Origin of the sequence: Streptomyces marokkonensis, from assembly GCF_008312835.1 — a bacterium.
GTDB lineage: Bacteria > Actinomycetota > Actinomycetes > Streptomycetales > Streptomycetaceae > Streptomyces > Streptomyces marokkonensis_A.
Genome location: NZ_VSKS01000001.1, coordinates 167,629 through 190,041, shown reverse-complemented (window position 1 = coordinate 190,041; position 22,413 = coordinate 167,629). Strand labels below are relative to the sequence as shown.

Genomic DNA, 22,413 nt, shown 5'->3' with positions numbered 1-22,413 from the left:
CTCATGCTGTCCACACTCGGCGATTTCCGCCGTGACCAACTGGCGACGGCCGCGCTGTTCTGCTTCCTCGGCTTCCAGTACGCCACCTGGGCCTCCCGGCTGCCCGCCCTGAAGTCCCGGTTCGGCCTGGGCGAGACACAGGTGGGTCTGCTGCTGATGGTGTGCGGGGTCGGGGCCGCGGTGGCCTTCCCGCTGATCGCCCATCTGATGCGGCGGCTGGGCTCACGGCGGCTGGCGCTCTGGTCCGCCCTGGTCATGGTGGCGGTGCTGCCCGCGCTGTCCACGGCCGGCAGTTACCCGCTGGTGCTGCTGGTGATCTTCGTGGACGGGGTGGCCGTCGGCTGCCTCAACGTCGCCATGAACGCGCAGGGCGCCGCACTGGAGTCCCGTCACGGGCGGGCCGCGATGGCCCAGCTGCACGCGACGTTCAGCGGCGGCTCGCTCGGGGGCGCGCTGCTGGCCTCCGGCATGAACGGCGTGACGCACTCCCTGACCGCGCACTTCGCGGTGGCGGCGGCGCTGTCGGTGCTGCTGCTGGCCGGCGCGCGGACCCGCCTGTCGCCCGACGACCCGGCTCCCGCGCCCGGGGAGCGGCCCACGGAGGAGAAGAAGGGCCTGCGGAGCCTGTCCGGCGCCTCGCGCACGGCCCTCTGGCTGGGCTGCGCCATGGTGTTCGGCACGGTCGTCGAGGGCGCCATGAACGACTGGTCGGCGCTCTACCTGACGGAGGAGACCGGCGCGTCGGGGCAGCTGGCGCCGCTGGGCATCGCCGTCGTTTCGGTGATGATGGTGCTGGCGCGGCTGCTGGGGGACGGCTGGCGGAGCCGCTGGGGCGACGCGCGCCTGGTCCGGGTGGGCAGCACCGTGGCCGGTGCGGGACTGGCCCTCGCCCTGCTGGCCGGTGGCACCTGGCCCGCGCTCATCGGCTTCGCCTGCGTCGGTCTGGGCATGGCGACGGTGACCCCCTGTCTCTACGTCGCCGCGGCGGCCGAGGGACCGGGCGCCCTGGCCCTGGTCGCCGCCATGGGCACCACCGGCCTCCTCGCGGGCCCGGCCCTCATCGGCTTCGTCGCCGGACACACCGATCTGACGGTCGGCATGGCGGTGGTCGCGGCCTCCGCGGTGCTGGTGGCGGTGTGCTCGCGGTGGGTCGGCTGGAGGGAACGGGAGGGCGAGGCCGTACCGCGCTGAAACGGCGTCGGCCCCCCGTACGGATGCGAGGGCCCGGCCGTGCCGTCAGGGGGCGAGCTGCGGACGGCCGTCGAGCGCGGGAGGGGGGAGGTGACGGAGCCGGGCCCCGGGCGGGGTACCGGCCGGGGATGATCCGGGCCATGAGGACGAGAGGGGCCGGCACGTAGGTGGTGCGGCTCCACGCGGTCACCCCGCGCTCCTGCCGGCGGTCACCGTCCGGGGTGTCCTCCTCCGCGGCCGGCTCGGTGTCGGGTCCGGGCAGGCCGCGGGCGTTCTGCGCGACGTCCGTGACCGCGTCCATGGCCCCGGCGAGGAACGACGCCGCCGCGAACAGGGCCAGGGAGCCGGCCGGACCGGCGGCCGGTGTGCCGGCGCCCGTCAGCAGCGTGCCGAGCACGGCGTCACGCGCCGGTCCCAGCCGGCGGACCAGCGCCCCCGCCCACGTGGGGAAGCTCGTCATGCACCCCCAGGTGTGTGCACGCGGCCGTCCGCCATGACCAGCCGGACGCGTCGCAGTGCCTGGAGATCGGTCAGGGGATCGCCGCCGACGACCAGGAGGTCCGCGCGGAGACCGGGCAGGAGGCGGCCCGTGACCCCCCGCAGCCCGATCGCCTCCGCCGTCTGGCAGGTGGCCAGGTCCACGATCTCCGCCGGGGTGCAGCCCAGATGGGCGAAGAACTCGAGGCTGGACACGAAGTCGTCGAAGACCGCCCGGCTCACGCCCGCGTCCGTGCCGGTGAGCAGCCGCACGCCGCGCTCACGCATGCGCCGGATCCCGCCGAACATCTCCGCCGCGCGCTCGGCGCCGCAGCGCTCGGCGAAGCCGCGCCAGTCGGGGCTGGCCGCCGGGCAGACCCGGATGTCACGGGCGGCGATCTCGTCGACGACGTCGTCGAGGAGCCGGAACCCGTCCCGGTCGACCCAGGTGCAGTGCTCGATCGTGCTCACACCGGCCGCAACCGCCGCGACAATGCCCTCGGTGCCGTGCGCGTGCGCCGCCACCGGCAGGCCCGCGCGCGCCGCCTCCTCCACGACGGCCCTCAGTTCCCCGGCCGTGAACTGGGGCGCCCAGATCGGCGGACCGCCCTTGGTGATGCCCCCGCCCGTGGCCATCACCTTGACGAGGTCGGCGCCCCGCTCCACGTTGCGGCGGACCAGCGCCCTCACGGCGTCCTCGCCGGACACCTCGCCGCCCAGGAACCAGCAGTGTCCGCCGGGTGCCGTCAAGGGAGTGCCCGCCGCCAGGACACGGGGGCCGGGCAGCCGGCCCGCCCCGACGGCGTCGCGGAACTCCGTCACCAGCCCGTTGCGGTCGCCGAGGTCCCGCACGGTGGTGACCCCCGTGCTCAGCAGGCCGAGAGCACGCTCCGCGATGCCCTTGGCCACGGTCGCGTCGTCCGCCCCGCACAGCGCCGTGACCGGGTCGGGCCCGGCGTCCAGGGCGAGGTGGACGTGCGCGTCGACGAGGCCGGGCAGCAGCGTGCCGTCGGGGTGGTCGTGGCGGGGGACGCCCGCCGGGGCACGGGACTCCACCTCGCGGCGTGGTCCGGTGTCCGCGATGACGCCGTCGCGGACCAGCACGGCGCCGTCCGCCAGGACCTGGGAATGAGGTCCGGCCACCACGCGCCCGGCCGTGATCAGGGTGTCCACTGTCGCTCCTCGTTCAGGACTGTGCGGCCAGCGCCTCGGAGAGGCGGGTCAGCTGCCGTACGTCGGCCGCCAGTCCGGAGTCGCTCCCCTCGGGCAGGGCGACCGGGACGGCCCGGGAGGGCGCCGCCGCGCCGGAGGCGTACGCCCGCAGCGCGGTCCGCAGATGACGTGCGGCGACCTCGGGCGGGAGGGGCGCGTCGGCGTCGGCCGCGGCCGCCTCCAGCGCCAGGTAGGGACTGATCCTCACGAGACCGTCCCGGCACTCGATGACGCGGCGGTAGTAGCGCCGGCGCGCTCCCCGGGGACTCAGCACGTTCCAGCGGCGCCCGGAGGGCGTGCGTTCGAGCGCGTCCTCCGGGAACGCGGTGTGCAGTGCCGTCCACAGCGGGGCGAGCCGGCGGTGGACACGGCCGTGGTGCCACCACAGGCGGATGCTGGCCCAGCGCGTCACGAGCCCCGGCCAGACCACGCCGGCCACGAAGAGCGGAATCGCCAGGTCGAGGAGGAGCTTCGCCCCGGTGATCACGGGTCGGGGCACCTCCCCGCCGAGCAGCCGGACCAGGGTCAGCCCCTCCCGCGCCGTCGAGGCCAGCACCATGCCGGCCAGGGCGGCCGCCACCATCCACAGTCCCGTCACCAGGGGCCGGCCCGCCAGTCTCGCGTACCGCACCGTCCAGAACAGCGCCATCGCCAGGGCATAGGTGAGGTAGGCGCCGGCCGAGAGGTAGAAGACCGCGACACCGGGGACCCGCATGTCCGCCGTCGCGTACGTGTGGCCCCGGTCGGCGTGCGGCGTCACGGCCATGGCCGCGGAGACGACCACCGCGGTGGCGGCGAACGGCACCACCTGCCGCCGTACCCGTGCCCGGGCGTCCGCGGGGCCGGACGCCGAGTGGATGAAGAAGCATCCGAGGAAGTGCACGGCGCCCAGCAGGCAGAGGTTCTGCAGCAGCTTGGCGGCACCGTCCCCGGTGAGCCCGTCGACGACGCGGACGCAGGCGGGCAGGCCGAACGGGAAGGACAGGCCGGCGCAGAGCAGGCAGCGGAACACCGCGCGCAGCAGCCGGTCGGACGGATCGCACAGCACCTGACGCACGGTCCACAGCAGCGAGCCGTACAGGACCACGGCGAGTACCAGGGACAGCACGGTCACAGCCACCCCTGCCGGTCGGCCAGCGCCGTGTGCACCCGCCGGGCCGAGACGTCACCGGGGGCGCGAGGGGTGATCCGGTCGAGGACCGACGCCCACTCGAGGATGATCGTGGCCACGAGTTCGGCCTCCCGCTCACGCGCCTCGCCGTACGAGGTGCGCCGCAGCGCGCGGTTGACCGCCTCGGCCGAGAGGTCCGGCAGCAGGTCCTGCCAGACGGCGTCGTCGTCCCCGTCCCCCCGGTGGTCCGCGAGGATGTGCCCGACCTCGTGCAGCACGATGTGGTCCTGGTGCGCCTGGCTGGTTTCCTTCTGGTGGAAGACGTAGTCCGCGTGCGAGCCGGCGATCCACAGACCGTAGGGCCCCGGCACGGGCAGGGAGTACGGGATCAGCCGGATCGGCCGCCCCCGGTGCTCACCGAGGAGCCGGCACAGCTCGGGGACCCGGAGCGGCGGGGTGATGCCGAGTTCCCTGAGGATGCTCCGGCATCGCCTGCGTAACGCACGTTCGTTCACGAGCCAACTCCGCTGGTGGATCTCTCCGGTCCCGAGATGCCATCCAACGGGCTGAAGCAATCATGTTCCAGGGACATTTTGGTCATCGTCGTCCCGGACGAGGCCGCGCTCCGCCTGCTCCAGGCGGTACACCACGTCCAGCAGGTCCATCACCTGCTTGCGGTGCTGCCGGGACAGCTGCCCCGCCCGCATCGCCATCAGCTTCACGTCGCTGCCCTGGGACGCCTCGTGCAGCCGGGCCTGCTCGGCGGCGAGCGCCGAGAGCTGCTCCTCGATGCGCGCCGCGGTCGAGTCGTCGACGAAATAGGCCGTCGGCACGCCGAAGTACTCGGCCAGCGCCTGGAGGTGACGGAGCGTCGGGTTGGTCTTCCTGCCCTTGCGGAGCTGCCAGATGTAGCTCTGCGAGATCGACACCCCGGCGGCGCGGATGGCGGAGGCCACCTGCTCGTTGCTGTACTCGTGGGACGGATCCGGCCTGACGGTCTCGAAGAGCCGGTTCAGCTTGTCGGCGAAGCTGTTGTCCGTTTCCTCCGGCATGGCGTCCACCCCCTGTCGGGCCCGGCTCGTGTCTCCACTCAGGTGAAGCGGTGCAACCCCCACTCTGGCGACGACGGTTGAAGCGCGTCAAGCCGCGGGCTACGGTACGGCTGCACCGGCCGTCGACCGACGTGAAAGGACCGCTCACCGAGACATCGACTCGGATCGACGCCGGACCAGGGGGAACGACGCGGGCGTGACCGGCTCCGAACCGACCACACGGAGCCTTCCCACTCACGGTCCGCGTTCCCTGCCCCGGCGTGCCGTCGGCATGGTGCGAGTGCTTGAGCACAACTTGAGCCAGAAGGGGGAGCAACACATGTCAACTGCTTCGGGAGCGGCCGACATCCGCCACCACAGCAGTGCCACCGAAGTACCGCTCTACGCCCGGATCCGGGCGCGACTGAGGATGGACATCGCGTCGGGCCGCTACGCCCAGGGAGAGCACCTTCCGCCCGCCGACCAGCTCGGCAAGGAGTACGGCGCCAACAAGAACACCATCCTGCGGGCGTTGCGCATGCTGCGCAGCGAGGGGGTCGTCGACTTCGGGCGCGGACGGGGCGTCGTCGTCCTCCCCGCAGCGCGCCCGGTGGCCCTCGACGACCTTTCCGACCAGCTCCAGCGGGTCGTCAACCTCGCCGACGTCTCGGGCATCCCGCGCGCCGCCATCATCTCCGCCATCGAACGGATGCCACGGGTCGCGGCGCGCCACGGGAGGGCGCACCGCGGGGTGTCCGGCGCGAACCACCGCCGGCCGGGCTGGAGCCAAGGAAGCTCAGGCGGAGAGTGACCAACAACCCAAGAAGACCACGGTGATCCCTCGCACGGGGACCGGCGGATCCGCCGGCGCCCGGCCGCCTTCCTCCCAGGTGGCGGCCCCTCACGAGGGGGTGCCGGACGGCCCGGCGCCGTGACCACGCACCGTGATGGCCACCGGCCGCTCCTTGAGCGGCCGGTGGCACCCGGCCGAGGATCATTCCCAGGCGGCCACCGCAATCCCGGGAAACGGGGCCGTCTCGCCAGAAACCCACGCGAGAAGGGATGAAACCATGGCCAGGAAGGTCTACGAGGTTCCGGCGCTGTCCAAGGCCGGCGACTTCCGCAAGGACACCGGATTCCTGAAGCGCGGACCGCACGAGCCCAAGGTCCGCCTGCCCCTGGGCTGGTAGTCCGATGACAGGCCACGGCGAGGGATGGTTCGCGCTGTTTCCGGACTGTGGGGCCGCCCTCGCCGTGGCCTCCCGCCTCGGGACACGCGCCGAACGCACCATCACGCACCCGTCCGGGAACCCGTTCGTCGTGGGCGACTGGACCGGATCCGCAGAAGCCCGCAACGACCACGGGATCTTCGTGGCGCTGATCGGGCACACCCCGGTCGGCGCACGCGAACTCGCCGCGCACATCGCCGGACTGCGCGACGTCGACGCGGTCGACCGGCTCACCACCCGCCTGCCCGGCGACTTCCACGTGGTCGTCGAGGCACACGGCGAGATCCACGCACGCGGCACCGCCTCGGGGATGCGCCGCCTCTTTTACGCCACCGAGGACAAAACCACCGTCGCCGCCAACCGCGCCGACGTCCTGGCCCGGCTCCTCGACGCGCCGGTCGACGACGACGTCCTCGCCCTGCGCCTGCTGGACTTCGTCCCGCATCCGCTGGGTGACGTCCCCCTGTGGCGCGGCGTCCACGCGGTGGTACCCGGTGAGCTCCTCCGCTTCGGCCGTTCCGCCCCGCGGACCGTCCGCTGGTGGGAGCCGCCGCGGCATCACGTCCCGCTCGCCGAGGGCGCGCAGGCGCTCCACGACGCGCTCGACCAGGCGGTGCGGACGCGGGTGGACGCCGCCGGGAGCGTCAGCGCCGACCTCTCCGGCGGTCTCGACTCCACCACCGTCTGCGCGCTCGCCGCCGGAGTGAGCCGCGAGCCGTTACCCGTGCTCACCATGCCCAGCAGGGACCCGGGCGACGACGACGTGCACTGGGCCCGCCTCGCCGCCGCCGAGATCGACGGCCTGGAGCACATCCTGCTCGACATCGACGACATCCCGCTGTTCTACAGCGGCCTGCTGGACGTGCGCGGTCCCGTCGACGAGCCCCTCCCCACCATCCTCGACCAGCCGCGCCAGCTCGTCGGCCACGACGGGCTCCTCGCCCGCGGATCGCGCCTCCACCTCACCGGCATGGGCGGCGACCACGTCCTGTGGGGGCACCCCGCACACCACCGCGACCTGCTGACCACCCGCCCGCTCACGGCCCTGCGCAGCATCCGCGGCTACCGCGCCCAGAACCGCTGGTCGCTGCGGGAGACCCTGGCCGTCCTTACCGACCGCCGGCCGTACGGCCAGTGGCTGGCCGACGTCGCCGACGACGTCACCGCGCCCCGGCCCGCGCCGCACAGCCCGGACGTCTTCGGCTGGGACATCCCGCCGCGCCTGCCGGTCTGGGCCACCGCGGACGCCGCCGCCTCCGTACGCCGGAGCCTGCGCGAGGCCGCGCACACGGCCCAGCCGCGCGGTGCCGGCCGCGCTCTGCACAACGAACTGCACACCCTCCACCACGGCACGCGGGCCACCCGTGTCCTGCACCAGGTCGCCGAGCACAGCGGGCTGCCCCTGGCCAGTCCGTTCCTCGACGACCGCGTCGTCGAGGCCTGCTGGTCGGTCAGGTCCGAGGAGCGCGCCACCCCGTGGGAGTTCAAACCGCTGCTCAAGAGCGCGATGCGCGGCCGGATGCCCGACGCGCTGCTGCGCCGTACCACCAAGGGCGAGGCGTCCGCCGACGCCGCCAACGGACTGCGGGAGAACCGCGAGCGCCTCGCCGAGCTGTGGCGGGACTCGCTGCTCGCCAAGGCCGGGCTGGTCGACGCCGACAAGCTGCTGGACATCACCCTGCGGCCCTCGTCGCCCGAACTGCGGCACGGCGGCCTCGACGCCACCCTCGCCTGCGAGGTCTGGCTCCGCACCATCTGAAGGGAACCCCATGCGACTGCGTGAGGACGTGTCCGTGGTGGACACGGACTACGGCAAGGTGCTGCTCGACGGCGGCACGGGTGAGTACTGGGAGCTCAACCCGACCGGCGGCCTGGTCCTGACGGCCCTGCTCGACGGCGCCCCGGCCGAGGACGTCACCGGCCTTCTGTGCGCCGAGTTCGACGTCGACGAGGACCGGGCGCGGGCCGATGTGACCGCGCTGCTCTCCTCCCTGCGCGACGCCGGGCTGGTACGGCCATGAGCTTCCACCCCGTCCCGGAGGCCCACACCGGTACGTCGTTCCTCCAGCGTGCCGGGGCCCGCGTCGCCGTGGCCGTGGCCCGGCCCCTGCTGCTCCTGCCGCCTGCCCGGCTGGGGCGGGTGCTCGGGCTGGTGTCACGCGGAGCCCGCCCGGCCGGCCACGACCGTACCTACCGGGCCCGCCAGGCCGTCACCACGGTCAGCGCGGTCTGCGCCGGACGCGAGGGCTGCCTTCCGCGCTCGGTCGCCACCGCACTGCTGTGCCGGGCCCGCGGCGAGTGGCCCACCTGGTGCGTCGGCGTCCGCGCCGCACCGCCCTTCGGCGCCCACGCCTGGGTCGAGGCGGAGGGCCGGCTGGTGGGCGAGGAACTGCCCGAGAACTACTTCCGGAGGCTGATCACCGTGGGCTCCGGAAGCGAGGAGAGGAACGCTTGATGACCGACCACGCGGGGCCGCTCGCCGAACCCGGGACGGCGGCCGGGACCGAGGCCACGACCGGGGCCGGAGCAGCGGCGCGACCCGGGGAGGGGAAGACGGCCGGTGCCGGTGCGCGCCCGGGCGACGACGGGACCGGGGCCGCCCGGCCTGCCACCGGCGATCTGCTGCGGCTGCTGCGCGGCAGCGGCCGGACCGTGGGCGCCGCGCTCGCCCTGACCGTCGCGGGCACCGTCCTCGGCCTGTTCCAGCCGCTGCTGACGATGCGTCTGATCGACAGGGTCTCCGCGGACCAGACCGTCTCGGCGCTCGTCGCGGCGCTCGCCACGCTCTTCCTCGTCCAGGCGGGCCTGGAGGCAGGCGGACAGTACCTGCTGGACGTGACCGGCGAAAGCGTGGTCCGGCGGCTGCGCCGACGGCTCGTCGAACGCCTGCTCTTCGTCCGCGTCAGCGAGCTCGACGGCCGGCGCGCCGGCGACCTGCTGTCCAGGGTGGGCACCGACACCACGGTGCTGCGGGACATGGTCGCCGGCAGCTTCGTCCAGCTCGTCACCGTCTCCGTCACCGGGGTCGGCGCCGCCGGGCTGATGCTGTGGATCGACTGGGTGATGTTCCTCGTCGTCGCCGGGACGCTGGTGGTCGCCGCCGTCCTCGTCGCGGGTGTGATGGCCGGCATCCGGAGCAGCACCGAGCAGGCCCTCGCCGGTGTCGGCGCCATGACCGCCGACCTGGAACGCGCCCTCGGCGGCATCAGGACCGTACGGGCCGGCCGCGCCGAGCACCGGGAGGCCGAGCGCATCGGCGCGGACGTCGACACCGCCTACACCGCCGGGGTGCGCTCCGCGAAGCTCGGCTCCGTCGTGGGACCCGCCATGGAGATCGCGGTCAACGGCTCGTTCCTGCTCGTCCTGCTCATCGGCGCGATCCGGGTGTCCGAGGGTTCCATGTCCGTCAGCGAACTCGTCGCGTTCCTCCTGTTCGCCACCTACCTGGTCATGCCGCTCGCGGGCCTCTTCAACGCGCTCAGCCTCATCCAGCGCGGCCTCGGCTCGCTCCAGCGCATCGACGACGTGCTGCGCCTGCCCGTCGAGCAGGACGAGGCCGCCACGCCGCCCCCGCTCCCGGCCCCCGCCCCGGCGGACGGTCCTGCCGAGGTGCCCCTGCTGGAACTGCGCCGGGTCTCGTTCGCGTACGGCACACGGCCGGTGCTGCGCGACGTCTCCTTCTCCGTACCGCGCACCGGGCTCCTGGCCATGGTGGGGCGGTCCGGCGCCGGCAAGACGACGATCGTCTCCCTCGCCGAGAAGTTCTACGAGCCGGACGGCGGGCAGGTCCTCTTCGACGGCGCCGACCTCAGGGGCGTCGACCCACGGGTCCACCGCGCCCGCATCGGACTGGTCGAGCAGCACGCGCCCCTGCTGTACGGAACGCTGCGGGACAATCTCGTCTACGCGAATCCGTCGGCGGACGAGAGGGAAATCCGGGAGACACTGCGGATGGTGAATCTCGAAGAACTCGTCGCCCGCCTTCCGAACGGCCTGGAAACGCAAGTCGGCGACCGCGGATTCAATCTCTCCGGCGGGGAACGGCAAAGAGTCGCCATCGCCCGCGCACTCCTCGTCCGGCCCGAACTCGTCCTGCTCGACGAACCGACGTCACAACTCGACCCGATCAACGAAAGGGACCTCACCGACGTGCTCCGGGACATTTCCCGGGAACGCGCCCTGCTCGTCGTCGCCCACCGCATGTCCACCGTCCGCGCGGCCGACCGGATCGTCGTCCTCGACGACGGCCGCGTCACCTCCGTGGGCTCGCACGAGCAACTGCTCGCCGAGGACCCGTTCTACCGCAGGCTGACCACCGATCACCTCACCCGGCCGCTCGACCGGCCCGCCGCAGACAGGAGCACCGCAGCACCGTGAGCGCCACCGCCCCCCACACGCCCGCCGGTGCCCGCGCACCGGGCGCACCGCACTGGAAACCGGCCCTGGAGCGGGTCGGCCGCCTCACCCCGCGCGAGCAGGAGACCTTCCTCCTGCTCGCCGAGGGACTCTCCAACGAACGCATGGCCAGACGGCTGCACGTGACCGAGCGGACCGTCCGCGCGCACGTCGCCGCCGTCATGGAGAAACTGGAATTGAATTCACGCCTCACCGTCTGCCTGGCGTCGTACGTGTTCTCCACGGAATACGCGAACTCCGGGCGGCAGGAGACGGCGTCCCGCACCACGACCTGAAATATTGTCGCCACGGCCAATGGAACCGGCGGAAACGATTCGACAGGATTTTCCCCGACGCCGGGAACCACCCCGGCACCCCGGCGGATCAATACGCCGGGAAGAACCGTGAGAGGAAAAACATGTCGGACGCATTCGACCTGGACGCCCGGATCTCCGCCCCCGCCGCCGGCCCCGCCGGTGAGCAGGCGCCCCCGCCGTCCATCTCGACGATCGCCACCCGCACCGTCTGCACCCGGGTCGGCTGCCAGGTCACCAAGACCTGCGCCTGCACCTCCATGTGCACGATCTTCTGCGTGGGCGGCAAGTAACCACGGGCGAACGCCCGACGGGTGCTGCCGTGGTGGAGACACGGCAGCACCCGTCGTCGCAGAGCGCGAGAAGCACGCCGAACAGACAGGGACTGACCACCATGCAACTCGCCCACCACGGTACCGACAGCTGGGTCCGCGTGGCAGACGACGACCTCGTGAGCCGCGCGCGGACGGCCGTCCGGCAGGTCCTGACCCGGACCGCGACCACCGCCCAGGTCGACGACCTCGCGCTGCGCGCCGCCGAACAGAGCGACACCACCGGCGCCTGGTACCCGCCCGGTCTCACCCACGGCCACGCGGGCTCCGCGCTGCTGCACCTGTACGCCGCCCGCGCCGGGCTCGGCGCCTTCGACACGGCGCACGACCACATACGCGAGGCGGTCCTCTCCACCCAGATCGAACCCCTGGAGCACTACGGTCTGTTCGCCGGCACCAGCGGCCTCGTGCTCGCCCTCGCCGACATCACCCGCGACGAACCCCGCTTCCGCCCCAGCCTCGACCGGCTGACGGAACAACTCGCCGAGCAGGTCCTCGCCGCTCCACCGCACCGCACCGAGCGGGCCGTCAGCGACCTCGACTACGACCTCGTCACCGGTGCCGCGGGCACCCTCGCCCAGCTCGTCTCCGTCACCGAACCCTCCGAGCGGGTCGCCGAGGCCTCCGCCGCCCTCGCCGACTACCTCATCTGGCTCGCCGGACCCGCCGAGACCGAGGGCACCCCGCACCGCTGGCTCATCACGCCCGCGTCCTACCCGCCCGTCGGCGACTACCACGCCAAGTACCCGCACGGGTACCTCAACCTCGGTCTCTCGCACGGCGTCCCGGGCGTCGCCGCGGCCCTCGCCGCCGCCTGGGAGGCGGGCCACCGCCGCCCCGGCCACCTGGAGGCCGTCGCCGGCCTCACCCGCTGGCTCCGCGCACAGGCGGACACCGACGCGCACGGACCCCTGTGGGGCGACGGCACCCCCGTCGACGAGCACGGTCACGAGGTCTCCGCCGGGTGCGCCCACGACCGGATCGCCTGGTGCTACGGCACCGTCGGCGTCGCCGGCGCCCTCCTCACCGTCGCCTCCGCCACCGCGGACGAGGAGCTGCGTGCCGCCGCCGTCACCGCCTTCGAGGGCGCGCTCGCCCGCGCCGGGCAGCGCCGGCCGCTCTCGCCGACGCTCTGCCACGGCCTCGCCGGACTGGTCATGCTGACCCTTGAGTTCGCCCCCTGGAGCGCCGCCGCCCGCGCACACCTGCCGGAGCTGGTCGGGCAGCTCCTCGACCGCCACGAACCGGACCGCCCGCTCGGCTTCGCCGACCTGGAGGAACCCGGCAGGCCCGTCGACGACCCGGGGCTCCTCACCGGCGCCACCGGCGTCGCGCTGACCCTGCTCGCCGCCGTCGGCGACCAGCGGCCCGACTGGTTCCGCGCGTTCCTGGGCCGGTGACGCCCATGACCCCGTACGAGCCCGCCGGCTTCTTCCTGCTGCGCTCCCCTGTCCTGCCCGCCCGCACGTGGCTCGACGTCACGGCGGACCCCGACGGCACCCCGCAGGCCCTGATCGACCTCGCCCGCCGCCCCGACGTCGCGCGCGCCCTGCTCGTCGCCAGCGAGGACCTGACCACCGGCCTCGACCGGCTCGGCGACCTCAGCGGAAAGCGCCTGCGCCGGCTGCGCTCCGGGCTGCTGCGCTACGTGACCCGCATGGCGACCCGGCCCACCCCCTTCGGCGCCTTCTCCGGCGTGGCGATGGGCGAGTTCGGCCCCGGCACCACGGCCCGGCTCGGCCGCCCCGAGGACCACCGGCTGCGCGTGCGCGCCGACATGGGCTGGCTGCTCGCGCTGATCGAGCGCCTGGAGGAGGACGGCGATCTGCTCCGCCGGCTCCACCTCGTCCTCAACCCGATGGCGGTCCCGGCCGGCGACCGCGTCGTGCTGCCGCAGGCGGACAAGTACGGACGGCACGACGCACGCACCGTGCGCATCAGGGCCACGCCGGCCGTCGGCCTCGTCATGCGGTGCGCCGCGACGCCCGTCCCGTACGAGCGGATCACGGCCGAACTCGCCGCCGCCTTCCCCGAGGCCTCGGCCGGGACCGTCGAGGGCCTGGTGCGGCAGATGTGGGACCTCGGCTTCCTCATCGGCGACCTGCGTCCCCCGCAGACGGCGGAACGTCCGGAACACCACGTGCTGAAGAAGCTCACCGGCGTCCCCGCCGCACAGGAGACCGCCGACCGGCTCGCCGCAGTCACCGACCTCGCCGACCGGGCGGACGACACCGCGTCGCTGCGCCGGCTGGCCGCCGCGCAGCGCGACCTCGTCCCCGGCCACGACGGCCGGTCCTACCAGGCCGACACCGCCCTGCACCTGGACGAGCCCGTCCTGAACGCGTCGATCGGCGAGGCGGCGGCCGAGGCCGTGGGCCTCCTGGTGCGGCTCAGTGCCGCCCACGGCACCCGCAACCACCTCACGCGCTACCGCGAGGAGTTCACCGAGCGGTACGGCGCCGGCACCCGCGTGCCGGTGCTCGCCCTGCTCAGCCCCGACACCGGCCTCGACGCGCCGCCGACGTACACCAACCCGCCGCGCGCCATCGAGCTCCCCGCGGCGCCGCCCGACGACACCGCCCGGCTCGACGGGGCGCTCGTCGAGTTCGCCCAGCAGGCCTGGTGGGACCGGTCCCGCGAGGTCGAGCTGACCGACGCCTGGCTGGACCGTCTCGCGCCGCCCGGGCCGGTGGCCGATCCGCCGCCCGCGATGGAGGCGTACCTGCAGATCCACGCCGCCGACCGCGCGGCCGTCGACCGGGGGGAGTGGCGGGCCGTCCTGCGCTCCGACAGCCTCACCTACGGCGGCCGCACCTTCGGGCGCTTCAGCGATCTGCTCGGCGAGCCCGCCGTGGAGCGGCTGCGCGGGTACGCCCGCGCCGAGGAGGCCCTCTTCCCCGACGTCGCCTACGCGGAGCTGGCGTTCCTGCCGCCGTACGGCCGCGCGGCCAACGTCACCCTGCGCCCGGCCTTCCGCCCGTACGAGATCCCCGTCAACACCGCGCCCTCCGTGGGCCCCGACAGGGTCCTCCCCCTCGACGACATCCTCGTCGGCGTCAGCGGGGACCGGTTCCACCTGTGGTCGCGCAGGCTCGACCGCGAGGTCGTGGTCGCCCAGCACCACATGCTCAGCCCGACGCTGGCGCCGAACGTGGCGCGGTTCCTGATCGAGGTGTCCCAGGACGGCTGCGTCATGCCGGCCGGCTTCCACTGGGGCCCCGCCGAGGCGGCCCCCTTCCTGCCGCGCGTGACCCGCGGCAGGATCGTCCTGCGGCCCGCGCAGTGGCGGCTCACCACCGCGGACGCGGTCCCGGCGCGCCCCGCCGACGACCTCGACGGCTGGCGGCGGCGCTGGGACGTGCCCCGCCACGTGTACCTCGTCGAGGCCGACCAGCGGCTGCTCCTGGACCTCGACCACCCCGCCTGCCGCGCCGAACTCCGCGCGGAGCTGGACAAGCGCGGCACGCTCGTCCTGCACGAGATGCTGCCGTCCTTCGACGGCATGTGGCTCGAGGACGCCGCCGGGGAGCGCTACGCCGCCGAGGTCGTCGTGCCCGTCGTGGCCCGCGACGCCGTCCGCGCGACCCGTGCGCCACTCCCCCGGCACCGCCGCGAGGTGCCCGTGGAGCGCCATCTGCCCGGCGGCCCGTGGACGTTCCTCAAGGTCTACGCCGCCCCCGAGGGGCAGGACGAGATCATCGCCGGCCCGCTCCTCGACCTCGTCGCGGGGCTGGGCGGCGAGGGGCTCCTGGACCGCTGGTTCTACATCCGCTACGCCGACCCCTTCCCCCACCTGCGCCTGCGGGTGCGCGGCACCGACCCCGCCCGCACCCTCACCCAGGTCACCGCGTGGGGCCGGGACCTCGTGGCCCGGGGCCTCGCCCGGGACGTCGAACTCGCCTCCTACGCCCCCGAGACCGCCCGCTACGGCGGCCCGGACGTCTTCGACGCGGCCGAGCGGCTCTTCATGGCCAACAGCGAGGCCACCGCCCTGCTGCTGGCCCGGCGGCCCGACATCAGGCCGGAGTTCCTGGCCGTCGCCGCGCTGGACACCCTCCACGCCCAGTGGGGCGTCCCTGCGGACGGCCGCGCCGCCCTGGCCGGCGGGCAGGACGGGACCCACGTCCGCGACACCCGGGCGCTGTTCCGCGAGCACCGCGCCTACCTGTGCGAACTCCTCAGCCCCTGGGACCGGGACCCGCACGAGGAGGGCCGGGCGCACCGGCTGCTCCTCGAGGAGACCTTCGCGGCCCAGGCGTCCGCCGTCGCCGAGACGGCCGCAGCCGTCCGCGAGGCGGCCCGCCGGGGCGTCCTGGTCGGTTCCGAGGACTCCGTCCTCGCCAGTCTCGCGCACATGCAGATCAACCGGCTGCTCCCCATCGACCTCGACCGGGAGGCCCGCAGCCACGCCCTGTGGGCCCACGTGCTGCGCGCCGTCCGCAGCCGGACGGCCGCCACCACGGGGGAGGGCCGATGATCTGGCTGCGCGTCAGCGCGCTGTTCTGGCGGCTCAGCCCGCTGCGGGTGTCCGCCTTCACGGCCGTCTCGGTCCTCCTCGCCCTGGTGCCCGCGGCGCAGATCGGCCTGGTCGCCGCCGCCGTGCAGGGCGTGGCCGACGCCGTCACCGGCGACCCGGACGCCGGACGGAGCGCGCTCCTCGCCGGCGCCGCCCTGCTCGGGGTGGGCCTCGCCAACCACGTACTGGGCACCTGCATGCAGTACCTCGACACCCTGCTGCGGCTCGAACTCACCGCCCGCATCGGCGAGTGGGTGATGCGCAAGGGCACCATGCTCGACCTCCAGCAGTACGAGGACGCCGAGGTCTACGACAAGATGCAGCGCGCCTTCCAGGAGAGCAACGGAGGCCGCGTCTACCAGGTCTTCACCCAGCTCCTGGAGGTCGCGCGGGAACTGGTCACCCTGGTGACCGTCAGCGTGGTGCTGTTCTCCTGGAGCCCGTGGATCGCCCTGGTGATCCTGCTCTCGCCCGTCCCGTCGGTCGTCTCGTACATGTTCTTCAGCCACAAGGCGTACGAGATCGAGTACGACCGGGCCGCCGACCGGCGCCGTCTGTACTACTACCAGCACCTCACCACCACCGACCACTCCTACAAGGAGATCCGGCTCTTCCAGCTCGGTCCGCACCTGGTGGAGCTCTACACCCGCCTCGTCCGCACCTTCTTCGACATCGACCGCCGCCTCGCCCGCCGGCAGTCCGTGCTCGGCGGCGTCCTGGGCCTCCTCAGCGTCGCCGCCTCCTCCGGCGCCGTGCTCTGGGCGATCCACACGACGACCCACGCCGGTCAGGTCGGCCAGCTCGCCGGCTACCTCCAGGCCGTCGGGTCGATCCAGGTCTCCGCGCACGGCATGCTGCTCGGCATCGCCGCCCTGTACAAGGACAGCCTGTTCCTGGGCAACCTCTTCGACTTCTTCGCCCTGCCCGAGCGGCGGCTCAAGGGCGGCACGCGGCCGTTCCCGGACACGCTCCGCAAGGGCATCGAGTTCCGCGACGTCCGCTTCGTCTACCCCGGCACCGGCCGGGTCGTCCTGGACGGAGTCAGCTTCACCCTGCCCGCAGGCGAGTGCGTCGCGCTGGTGGGCCAGAACGGCGCCGGCAAGACGACCCTGGTCAAGCTCCTCACCCGGCTCTACGAGCCGACCAGCGGCCAGATCCTCGTCGACGACGTGCCGATCGAGGAGTACGACCTCGACGACCTGCAACGCCACATGGGCGTCATCTTCCAGGACTTCATCCGCTACGAGCTGCCGGTCCGCGACAACATCGGCTTCGGCCGCGTCGAGGCCCGCGAGGACACCGGGCGCGTCGCCGAGGCGGCACGCGCCGCCGGCGCCGACGCCATCGTCGAGGCGCTGCCCCGCGGCTACGACACGACGCTCGGGCGCCACTTCGAGGACGGCCACCAGCTCTCCGGCGGCCAGTGGCAGAAGATGGCCCTGAGCCGGGCGTTCATGCGCCGCGCCCCCGTCGTCGTCCTCGACGAGCCGACGGCCGCCATCGACGCGGAGGCGGAGGCGGAGATCTTCGGCCGGCTCAAGGACGTCGCCCGCGGTGCCACGTCCCTGGTCATCGCCCACCGCTTCTCCACGGTCCGGATGGCGGACCGGATCGTCGTCATGGAGAACGGCAGGGTCATCGAGCACGGTGTGCACCAGGAACTCCTGAGCGCCGACGGCGTCTACGCCCGGCTCTTCCGTCTCCAGGCCTCGGGTTATCTGACCGAGGCCACGTCCCCCTAGAGGTCGAGCGATGCACGTATCCGTCCTGTACCCCGTCATGCCGACGGACCCCCGCCCCGTGGTCCCCTTCGCCGCGCTCGTCTCCGACGGATGGGCGGCCCGCCTCTGGCAGGGGCAGTCGCTCAGCGCCGACACCCAGCAGGTCTTCGCCTACCTGGCCGGCATGGGCCACCGCGTCCCGGTCGGCACCTCGGTCGCCCTCATGCCGCTGCGGCACCCGCTGGACGCGGCGGTCCAGGCGCGCTCGCTCGCCGTGCTCACCGGGCACCGCATGGTCCTCGGACTCGGCCCGGCGACACCCGACTTCGTCGCCGGGCTGCACGGGAAGCCGTACGACAGCCCGCGCGACGCCTGCGTCGAGTACCTGACCGAGGTCCGGCGGCTGATCGGGACCGAGGACGGGGCCGCCGCGGCCGGCGACGGCGCCTCCGTCGGCCTGCCGGGACTGCCGCATCCGGGCGTGGAGGTGGGACTCGGCGTGCTCCGGCCGACGCTGGCGCGCGCGGCCGGCCGGGTGGCGGACGCGGCGGTCAGCTGGATGACCCCGCCCGCCTACGTCAGTGACACCCTGCTGCCCGCCATGGCGAAGGGGGCTGCCGAGGCGGGCCGGGCCGTGCCCCGCGTCGTCACCGTCGTGCACGCCGCCGTCGACCGTCCCGGCCGCAACGCCTACCGGCTCGCCCACGCCGCGGCCCACGTCCACCTCGCCGGACCGCACTACGCCGACATGCTGCGCCGCGCCGGCCTGCGCGTCCACCACAGCCGCCCGAACCTCGGCGCCCGCGCCCTGGTCGACGCCGGCGTCTTCCTCCACGGCACGCCCGGGGACATCGCCGCGCGGCTGGCCGATTACGGCCGGGCGGGGGTGGACGAAGTTGTCGTCAACGTCGCGGGCGTGTATGCCGAGCATGGCCAACCGGACGCCGTGCGGGACCTGCGGGACATCCTCGCGGCCTGCCGGGAGGCGACGAACTGACCCACGACCGGGTGCGACGGCCCGGGCGCGCCCGCGCGCCCGGCCGCACGCAGGGAGGAGAGGCACCGCGGTGCCCGACGACATCGTCCGCTGGCTGACCGAGCACGCCCACCCCCTGGGCACGCTGACACCCGGCGCGCCCACGCAGGACCTGAAGCCGCTGGGCGAGGCCCTGCGCGGGACGCGGATCGTCGGCCTGGGCGAATCCACCCACGGCACCGGCGAGTTCTTCCGGCTCAAGCACCGCATCGTGGAGTTCCTGGTGCGCGAGGAGGGGTTCACCGCCCTCGCCATGGAGGCCAGCCAGTCCGCGGGCCGCGCGCTCGACGCCTATGTGCGGCACGGCACCGGCGACCCCGAACGGCTCGTCGCCCGGCTGGGCTTCTGGACCTGGCGCACCCGGGAGACGGTCGACCTCGTCGAGTGGCTGCGCGCCCACAACCGCGACCTGCCCGAGGAGCGCCGGGTCCGTTTCGTCGGCACGGACCCCCAGCGCTGCGCCGACTCCGTCGAGGCCGTCACCGCCTTCCTGCGCCGGACGGCGCCCGGACGGGCCGGGGACACCCACGCCCTCGAGGTGCTCGCCCGGGCCCGCCCGGCCTCGCTGCCCGACCCGGACCGGGCGCTGATGCGGCAGGCCGAGGAGATCGAACGCCTCGTCGCGGACCACCGCGGGCGGTCGGGGCCCGGCGACGGCGCGGACGAGGCGCTGGAGCACGCGCGGATCCTGGTCCGCGCCGCCGACCTGGTGACCCGCCCCTTCGACCCCTCGGCCGGCGAGGACAGCGTGTTCGCCGCGCGGGACCGCTACATGGCCGAGGCCGTCACCCGCCTCGTGGACGACGACCCGGGGGCGCGCGTGATGGTCTGGGCGCACAACGGCCACATCGCCAAGGGCACGTACGGGGAACGGGTCCCCGCCCTCGGCAGCAGGCTCCGCGAACGGTACGGCAACGCCTACTACGCCCTGGCCCTCTTCTTCGGCAGGGGTTCCTTCCTCGCCCGTCGCGGCGACGACCTCCAGGGCCCTCCGGTACCGCACCGCATCGGCACCGGCATCCGTTCCCTGGAGGCGCGGCTCGCGGACGCCGTACGCGGCGACTACTACGCCGACCTGCGGACCGGAACGGCACCGTGGCTGAACAGCCCGCAGGCGCAGCGCAGTTTCGGCGCGAACGTCCCCCGGTTCGTCTACCGCTTCCACACGGCGCCGCTCGTTCCGGCCCAGGACTACGACGGCCTCGCGTTCGTCGCGCGCTCGACCTGCTCCCACCCGCTGCCCGGGACGGGGACCTGAGGCCCCCGCGTCAGGGCCACAGGTCGAGCGCGGCGTCGAGGGTGAGCTTCCACATCGGCTCGGCGCCGGTCCCGAAGGCGGCGGCGAGCGCGTACCCCACGGACGCGTCGTAGGGCTCCGGGGCGTTCTTGGCGCCGTTCCCGGTCTCCCACTCGGCCGTCACCTTTCCGTCGCCGGTCGACGTGAAGACGCCGAGCCGCCGTCCGTCCCGCAGCAGGCGGCTGGTGCCGAGGGAGTCCGGAACCAGCAGATGCCCGCACTGCCGCGTCCCGGAGACGACCTCGACCCGGTACGACCGCCGGGTCAGGAACCCCTTGGCGGGCCGCAGGGTCTCCTCGGCGCCGTCGACGAGCAGGGTGAGCCGGCCGGGGTCGCGCGTCCCGATCGGCACATGGGTCTCCAGGGGGGTCCCCGGGGCCCGCCGGATCTCGACCGTCGGCAGCCCGCCCCCGCTCACGCCCAGCGTCCCGGCCTCGTGGTCGAGTTCGATCCCGACCGCACCGAAGAGCGGATCGTCGGCGGGCACGTACACGAACGGATCCATCGCAGCGCCTTACTCCCTGCTCGGCCTGGTGATCACAGGCCCCCAGTGTCCGCCGGACGCGGAGGTGCGGTGCCGTTTTCGGCCACGGGTGCGTTCACGGCACGTCGTCTGCGGCCGTCCCGGCGTCAGGCGAGCCCGTACGTGCCGGCGAGTGCCTCCACCGTGGCGGCCATCGCCCGGCGCAGTCCGGCCGGTGCGACGACCTCGACGTCGGTGCCGAGCCGGAGCAGCTCACCGCAGGCGTGGTCCGTGCTCTCGGTCGGGATGACGGCCTCCACCCACCCGTCGTCGCCGACGGCGACCGCCGTGGTGTCGACGGCCCGGACCACCTCAGGGGGGACGTTGTCGGGCAGGCGCCGCCGCCCCCGTGGCGAGAGGCGGACGGTGGCCGTGCCGGTGTAGCGGCGCGTCCGGAAATCGTCGAGGTAGGAGGTCCAGTACGCACCCAGGTCGAAGTCCGGCGGCCGGTCGAACCGCTCGTCGCTCGGCACCGCGTCGAGGACCCGGGCGACCCGGTAGGTCGCGATCCGGTCCTCCCCGGCGGCGACCAGGTACCAGGTGCCGGACTTGAGCACCAGGCCGTAGGGGCGCAGGCGGCGCCTCACCTCGTGCGGGGCCCGCCAGCGGCGGTAGCGCACGTCCACGGCACGCCCGGTGAGCAGCGCGTCGGCGAACAGGGGCAGATGCGGGGCCCGTTCGGGGTCCCGGTACCAGCCGGGGGCGTCCAGGTGGAACACCGCCGCGGTCCGCGTCGCCTCCTCGCGCAGTGCCGTCGGCAGCGCGGCCAGCAGCTTCAGCCGTGCCGCCGTCACCTCGGCCGCGATGCCCAGCTCGGTGGCGGGCCCGGGCAGCCCGGCGAAGAACAGGGCCCGCGCCTCGCCCTCGCTCATGCCGGTGAGGCGGGTGCGGTACCCGTCGAGCAGCCGGTAGCCGCCCCCGCGCCCCGGCTCCGCGTAGACCGGGACCCCGGCGGCCTGCAGACGTGCCAGGTCACGGTAGGCGGTCCGTACGGACACCCCCAGTTCACCGGCGAGTTCCCGCGCGGACATGCGGCCACGGGACTGCAGCAACAGCAGCACCGACAGCAGTCGACCGGCAGACATGGGCGCATTCTTCCAGGAAACCCTGACAGCCCCTGGCACACGGCTCCCCTACCGTCGGTCCGCGCCCGGCTCCGACCGGGAGGAGCCGGGCTCACTTGCCCGGAGAAGAGAACCGAACAGGAGCCCGCCGTGCCTCCCACCCACGCCGCCGACCGCCCCTCCGTGATCGAGCTCCGCCAGTACACGCTGCGTCCCGGCCGGCGCGACGAACTCATCGAGCTGTTCGACCGGGAGTTCGTGGAGACCCAGGAGGAGACCGGGATGGCCGTGCTCGGCCAGTTCCGGGATCTCGACGATCCCGATCGCTTCGTCTGGCTGCGGGGATTCCGGGACATGGCGGCGCGTCACAGCGCGCTGACGGCCTTCTACGGCGGCCCGGTCTGGGCCGAGCACGGTCCCCGGGCCAACGCCACCATGATCGACTCCGACGACGTGCTCCTGCTGCGACCGCTGTCGGCCGGGACCGGTTTCGCCGTCTCCCCCGCCGGGCGGCCCCGGGCCGGCGCCCCGGCACCGGAGCGCTTCGTGTCCGTCACGCTGTGGTCCTTCCCTCCCGGGCGACAGGACGGCTTCGCACTGATCCGGGACGGCCTTCTCCCGGTGCTCCGCGGGACGGGACCCGCGCCGCTCGCCGTCCTGGCCACCGAGTCCGCCCCCAACACGTTCCCCCGGCTGCCGGTCCGCACCGGCGAGAACGTCGTCGCGGTCCTCACCTCGTACCCGGACGAGAGCGACCACCGACGGCACCTGGCCGACGTGCGGGACCACCCCCTCGTACGGGACGCGGTCCTGCCGGCCCTCGAGCGGGCGCAGACGGCCGCACCCCGGACACTCCGGCTGGCTCCCACCGGCCGCTCGCTGATCCGCTGACGCCCCCCCCGTCCTGCAACCAGCGGTTGCGCGTCACGGGAAACGGACTTACAGTTATACGCAACCAAAGGTT

21 protein-coding genes and 1 pseudogene are annotated in these 22,413 nt (G+C 73.9%); 15 read left to right on the top strand and 7 right to left on the bottom strand.

All coding sequences use genetic code 11. The features are described 5' to 3' along the window. The first annotated feature begins 3 nt into the window (after window positions 1-3). Complete coding sequence (locus F1615_RS00855; RefSeq protein WP_149546879.1) at window positions 4-1,191, top strand: MFS transporter; 1,188 nt, start codon at window positions 4-6, stop codon at window positions 1,189-1,191. 259 nt (window positions 1,192-1,450) lie between these two features. On the opposite strand, the pseudogene F1615_RS36070 reads toward F1615_RS00855, so the two are convergent. From F1615_RS36070 to F1615_RS00830, 5 genes and pseudogenes are all read right to left on the bottom strand, one after another. Then, window positions 1,451-1,630: pseudogene (locus F1615_RS36070) on the bottom strand (MFS transporter); the annotation flags it as partial. Window positions 1,631-1,647: 17 nt separating this feature from the next. Next, window positions 1,648-2,841, bottom strand: a complete 1,194-nt coding sequence (locus tag F1615_RS00845; RefSeq protein WP_244328598.1) for an amidohydrolase family protein — start codon at window positions 2,839-2,841, stop codon at window positions 1,648-1,650. Between the two features lie 13 nt (window positions 2,842-2,854). Beyond that, window positions 2,855-3,994, bottom strand: coding sequence for an MAB_1171c family putative transporter (locus F1615_RS00840; RefSeq protein WP_149546878.1), 1,140 nt, complete (start codon window positions 3,992-3,994; stop codon window positions 2,855-2,857). Then, window positions 3,991-4,506 (bottom strand): hypothetical protein, encoded by a 516-nt coding sequence (locus F1615_RS00835; protein ID WP_149546877.1) that lies wholly within the window; start codon window positions 4,504-4,506, stop codon window positions 3,991-3,993. Before F1615_RS00835 ends, F1615_RS00840 begins: the two co-directional genes overlap by 4 nt. A gap of 60 nt (window positions 4,507-4,566) precedes the next feature. Further along, a complete protein-coding gene (locus F1615_RS00830) occupies window positions 4,567-5,043 on the bottom strand; it encodes a helix-turn-helix domain-containing protein (protein WP_149546876.1) in 477 nt (158 codons plus the stop codon). A gap of 319 nt (window positions 5,044-5,362) precedes the next feature. On the opposite strand from F1615_RS00830, the gene F1615_RS00825 reads away from it, so the two are divergent. The 13 genes from F1615_RS00825 to F1615_RS00765 all read left to right on the top strand — a co-directional run bounded on the left by F1615_RS00825 (window position 5,363) and on the right by F1615_RS00765 (window position 19,823). Continuing rightward, entirely contained in the window at window positions 5,363-5,833 is a 471-nt protein-coding gene (locus F1615_RS00825) for a GntR family transcriptional regulator (protein WP_149546875.1), read from the top strand. Between the two features lie 259 nt (window positions 5,834-6,092). After that, on the top strand, window positions 6,093-6,212 hold the full coding sequence (locus tag F1615_RS35515; protein WP_145828190.1) for a keywimysin-related RiPP: 120 nt from the start codon (window positions 6,093-6,095) through the stop codon (window positions 6,210-6,212). Between the two features lie 4 nt (window positions 6,213-6,216). Then, window positions 6,217-8,010 (top strand): asparagine synthase-related protein, encoded by a 1,794-nt coding sequence (locus F1615_RS00815; protein WP_149546873.1) that lies wholly within the window; start codon window positions 6,217-6,219, stop codon window positions 8,008-8,010. 10 nt (window positions 8,011-8,020) lie between these two features. Continuing rightward, a complete protein-coding gene (locus tag F1615_RS00810) occupies window positions 8,021-8,272 on the top strand; it encodes a lasso peptide biosynthesis PqqD family chaperone (RefSeq protein ID WP_149546872.1) in 252 nt (83 codons plus the stop codon). Next, complete coding sequence (locus tag F1615_RS00805; RefSeq protein ID WP_149546871.1) at window positions 8,269-8,706, top strand: lasso peptide biosynthesis B2 protein; 438 nt, start codon at window positions 8,269-8,271, stop codon at window positions 8,704-8,706. The genes F1615_RS00810 and F1615_RS00805 overlap by 4 nt, the downstream gene beginning before the upstream one ends. After that, window positions 8,706-10,628, top strand: coding sequence for an ABC transporter ATP-binding protein (locus tag F1615_RS00800; protein WP_149546870.1), 1,923 nt, complete (start codon window positions 8,706-8,708; stop codon window positions 10,626-10,628). The genes F1615_RS00805 and F1615_RS00800 overlap by 1 nt, the downstream gene beginning before the upstream one ends. Then, window positions 10,625-10,942, top strand: coding sequence for a response regulator transcription factor (locus F1615_RS00795; protein ID WP_149546869.1), 318 nt, complete (start codon window positions 10,625-10,627; stop codon window positions 10,940-10,942). Before F1615_RS00800 ends, F1615_RS00795 begins: the two co-directional genes overlap by 4 nt. A 122-nt stretch (window positions 10,943-11,064) precedes the next feature. Next, complete coding sequence (locus tag F1615_RS00790; protein ID WP_149546868.1) at window positions 11,065-11,253, top strand: FDLD family class I lanthipeptide; 189 nt, start codon at window positions 11,065-11,067, stop codon at window positions 11,251-11,253. Between the two features lie 140 nt (window positions 11,254-11,393). Then, window positions 11,394-12,692 carry a lanthionine synthetase C family protein gene (locus tag F1615_RS00785; protein ID WP_244328597.1) on the top strand — a complete coding sequence of 433 codons (1,299 nt, stop codon included), beginning with the start codon at window positions 11,394-11,396 and terminating at the stop codon, window positions 12,690-12,692. A 5-nt stretch (window positions 12,693-12,697) separates the two neighbouring features. Then, entirely contained in the window at window positions 12,698-15,769 is a 3,072-nt protein-coding gene (locus F1615_RS00780; RefSeq protein WP_149546866.1) for a lantibiotic dehydratase, read from the top strand. Then, complete coding sequence (locus F1615_RS00775) at window positions 15,766-17,550, top strand: ABC transporter ATP-binding protein (protein ID WP_149546865.1); 1,785 nt, start codon at window positions 15,766-15,768, stop codon at window positions 17,548-17,550. The genes F1615_RS00780 and F1615_RS00775 overlap by 4 nt, the downstream gene beginning before the upstream one ends. A gap of 10 nt (window positions 17,551-17,560) precedes the next feature. Next, entirely contained in the window at window positions 17,561-18,526 is a 966-nt protein-coding gene (locus F1615_RS00770; protein WP_149546864.1) for an LLM class flavin-dependent oxidoreductase, read from the top strand. 70 nt (window positions 18,527-18,596) lie between these two features. Beyond that, window positions 18,597-19,823, top strand: coding sequence for an erythromycin esterase family protein (locus tag F1615_RS00765; protein ID WP_149546863.1), 1,227 nt, complete (start codon window positions 18,597-18,599; stop codon window positions 19,821-19,823). Between the two features lie 10 nt (window positions 19,824-19,833). Here the strand turns inward: F1615_RS00765 and F1615_RS00760 are convergent, their stop codons facing one another. Further along, complete coding sequence (locus F1615_RS00760; protein WP_149546862.1) at window positions 19,834-20,367, bottom strand: hypothetical protein; 534 nt, start codon at window positions 20,365-20,367, stop codon at window positions 19,834-19,836. A 125-nt stretch (window positions 20,368-20,492) separates the two neighbouring features. Then, entirely contained in the window at window positions 20,493-21,470 is a 978-nt protein-coding gene (locus F1615_RS00755) for a helix-turn-helix transcriptional regulator (protein ID WP_149546861.1), read from the bottom strand. A gap of 129 nt (window positions 21,471-21,599) precedes the next feature. On the opposite strand from F1615_RS00755, the gene F1615_RS00750 reads away from it, so the two are divergent. Then, window positions 21,600-22,340, top strand: coding sequence for an NIPSNAP family protein (locus tag F1615_RS00750; protein ID WP_244328596.1), 741 nt, complete (start codon window positions 21,600-21,602; stop codon window positions 22,338-22,340). The last annotated feature ends 73 nt before the right edge of the window (window positions 22,341-22,413 follow it).

Bases quoted from the DNA above. Each gene is read 5' to 3' on its own strand.
- F1615_RS00855 (WP_149546879.1), top strand. From the start codon at position 4: ATGCTGTCCACACTCGGCGATTTCCGCCGTGACCAACTGGCGACGGCC.
- F1615_RS00790 (WP_149546868.1), top strand. From the start codon at position 11,065: ATGTCGGACGCATTCGACCTGGACGCCCGGATCTCCGCCCCCGCCGCC.
- F1615_RS00755 (WP_149546861.1), bottom strand. From the start codon at position 21,470: ATGTCTGCCGGTCGACTGCTGTCGGTGCTGCTGTTGCTGCAGTCCCGT.
- F1615_RS00780 (WP_149546866.1), top strand. From the start codon at position 12,698: ATGACCCCGTACGAGCCCGCCGGCTTCTTCCTGCTGCGCTCCCCTGTC.
- F1615_RS00830 (WP_149546876.1), bottom strand. From the start codon at position 5,043: ATGCCGGAGGAAACGGACAACAGCTTCGCCGACAAGCTGAACCGGCTC.
- F1615_RS00805 (WP_149546871.1), top strand. From the start codon at position 8,269: ATGAGCTTCCACCCCGTCCCGGAGGCCCACACCGGTACGTCGTTCCTC.
- F1615_RS00810 (WP_149546872.1), top strand. From the start codon at position 8,021: ATGCGACTGCGTGAGGACGTGTCCGTGGTGGACACGGACTACGGCAAG.
- F1615_RS35515 (WP_145828190.1), top strand. From the start codon at position 6,093: ATGGCCAGGAAGGTCTACGAGGTTCCGGCGCTGTCCAAGGCCGGCGAC.
- F1615_RS00760 (WP_149546862.1), bottom strand. From the start codon at position 20,367: ATGGATCCGTTCGTGTACGTGCCCGCCGACGATCCGCTCTTCGGTGCG.
- F1615_RS00775 (WP_149546865.1), top strand. From the start codon at position 15,766: ATGATCTGGCTGCGCGTCAGCGCGCTGTTCTGGCGGCTCAGCCCGCTG.
- F1615_RS00770 (WP_149546864.1), top strand. From the start codon at position 17,561: ATGCACGTATCCGTCCTGTACCCCGTCATGCCGACGGACCCCCGCCCC.
- F1615_RS00800 (WP_149546870.1), top strand. From the start codon at position 8,706: ATGACCGACCACGCGGGGCCGCTCGCCGAACCCGGGACGGCGGCCGGG.
- F1615_RS00825 (WP_149546875.1), top strand. From the start codon at position 5,363: ATGTCAACTGCTTCGGGAGCGGCCGACATCCGCCACCACAGCAGTGCC.
- F1615_RS00815 (WP_149546873.1), top strand. From the start codon at position 6,217: ATGACAGGCCACGGCGAGGGATGGTTCGCGCTGTTTCCGGACTGTGGG.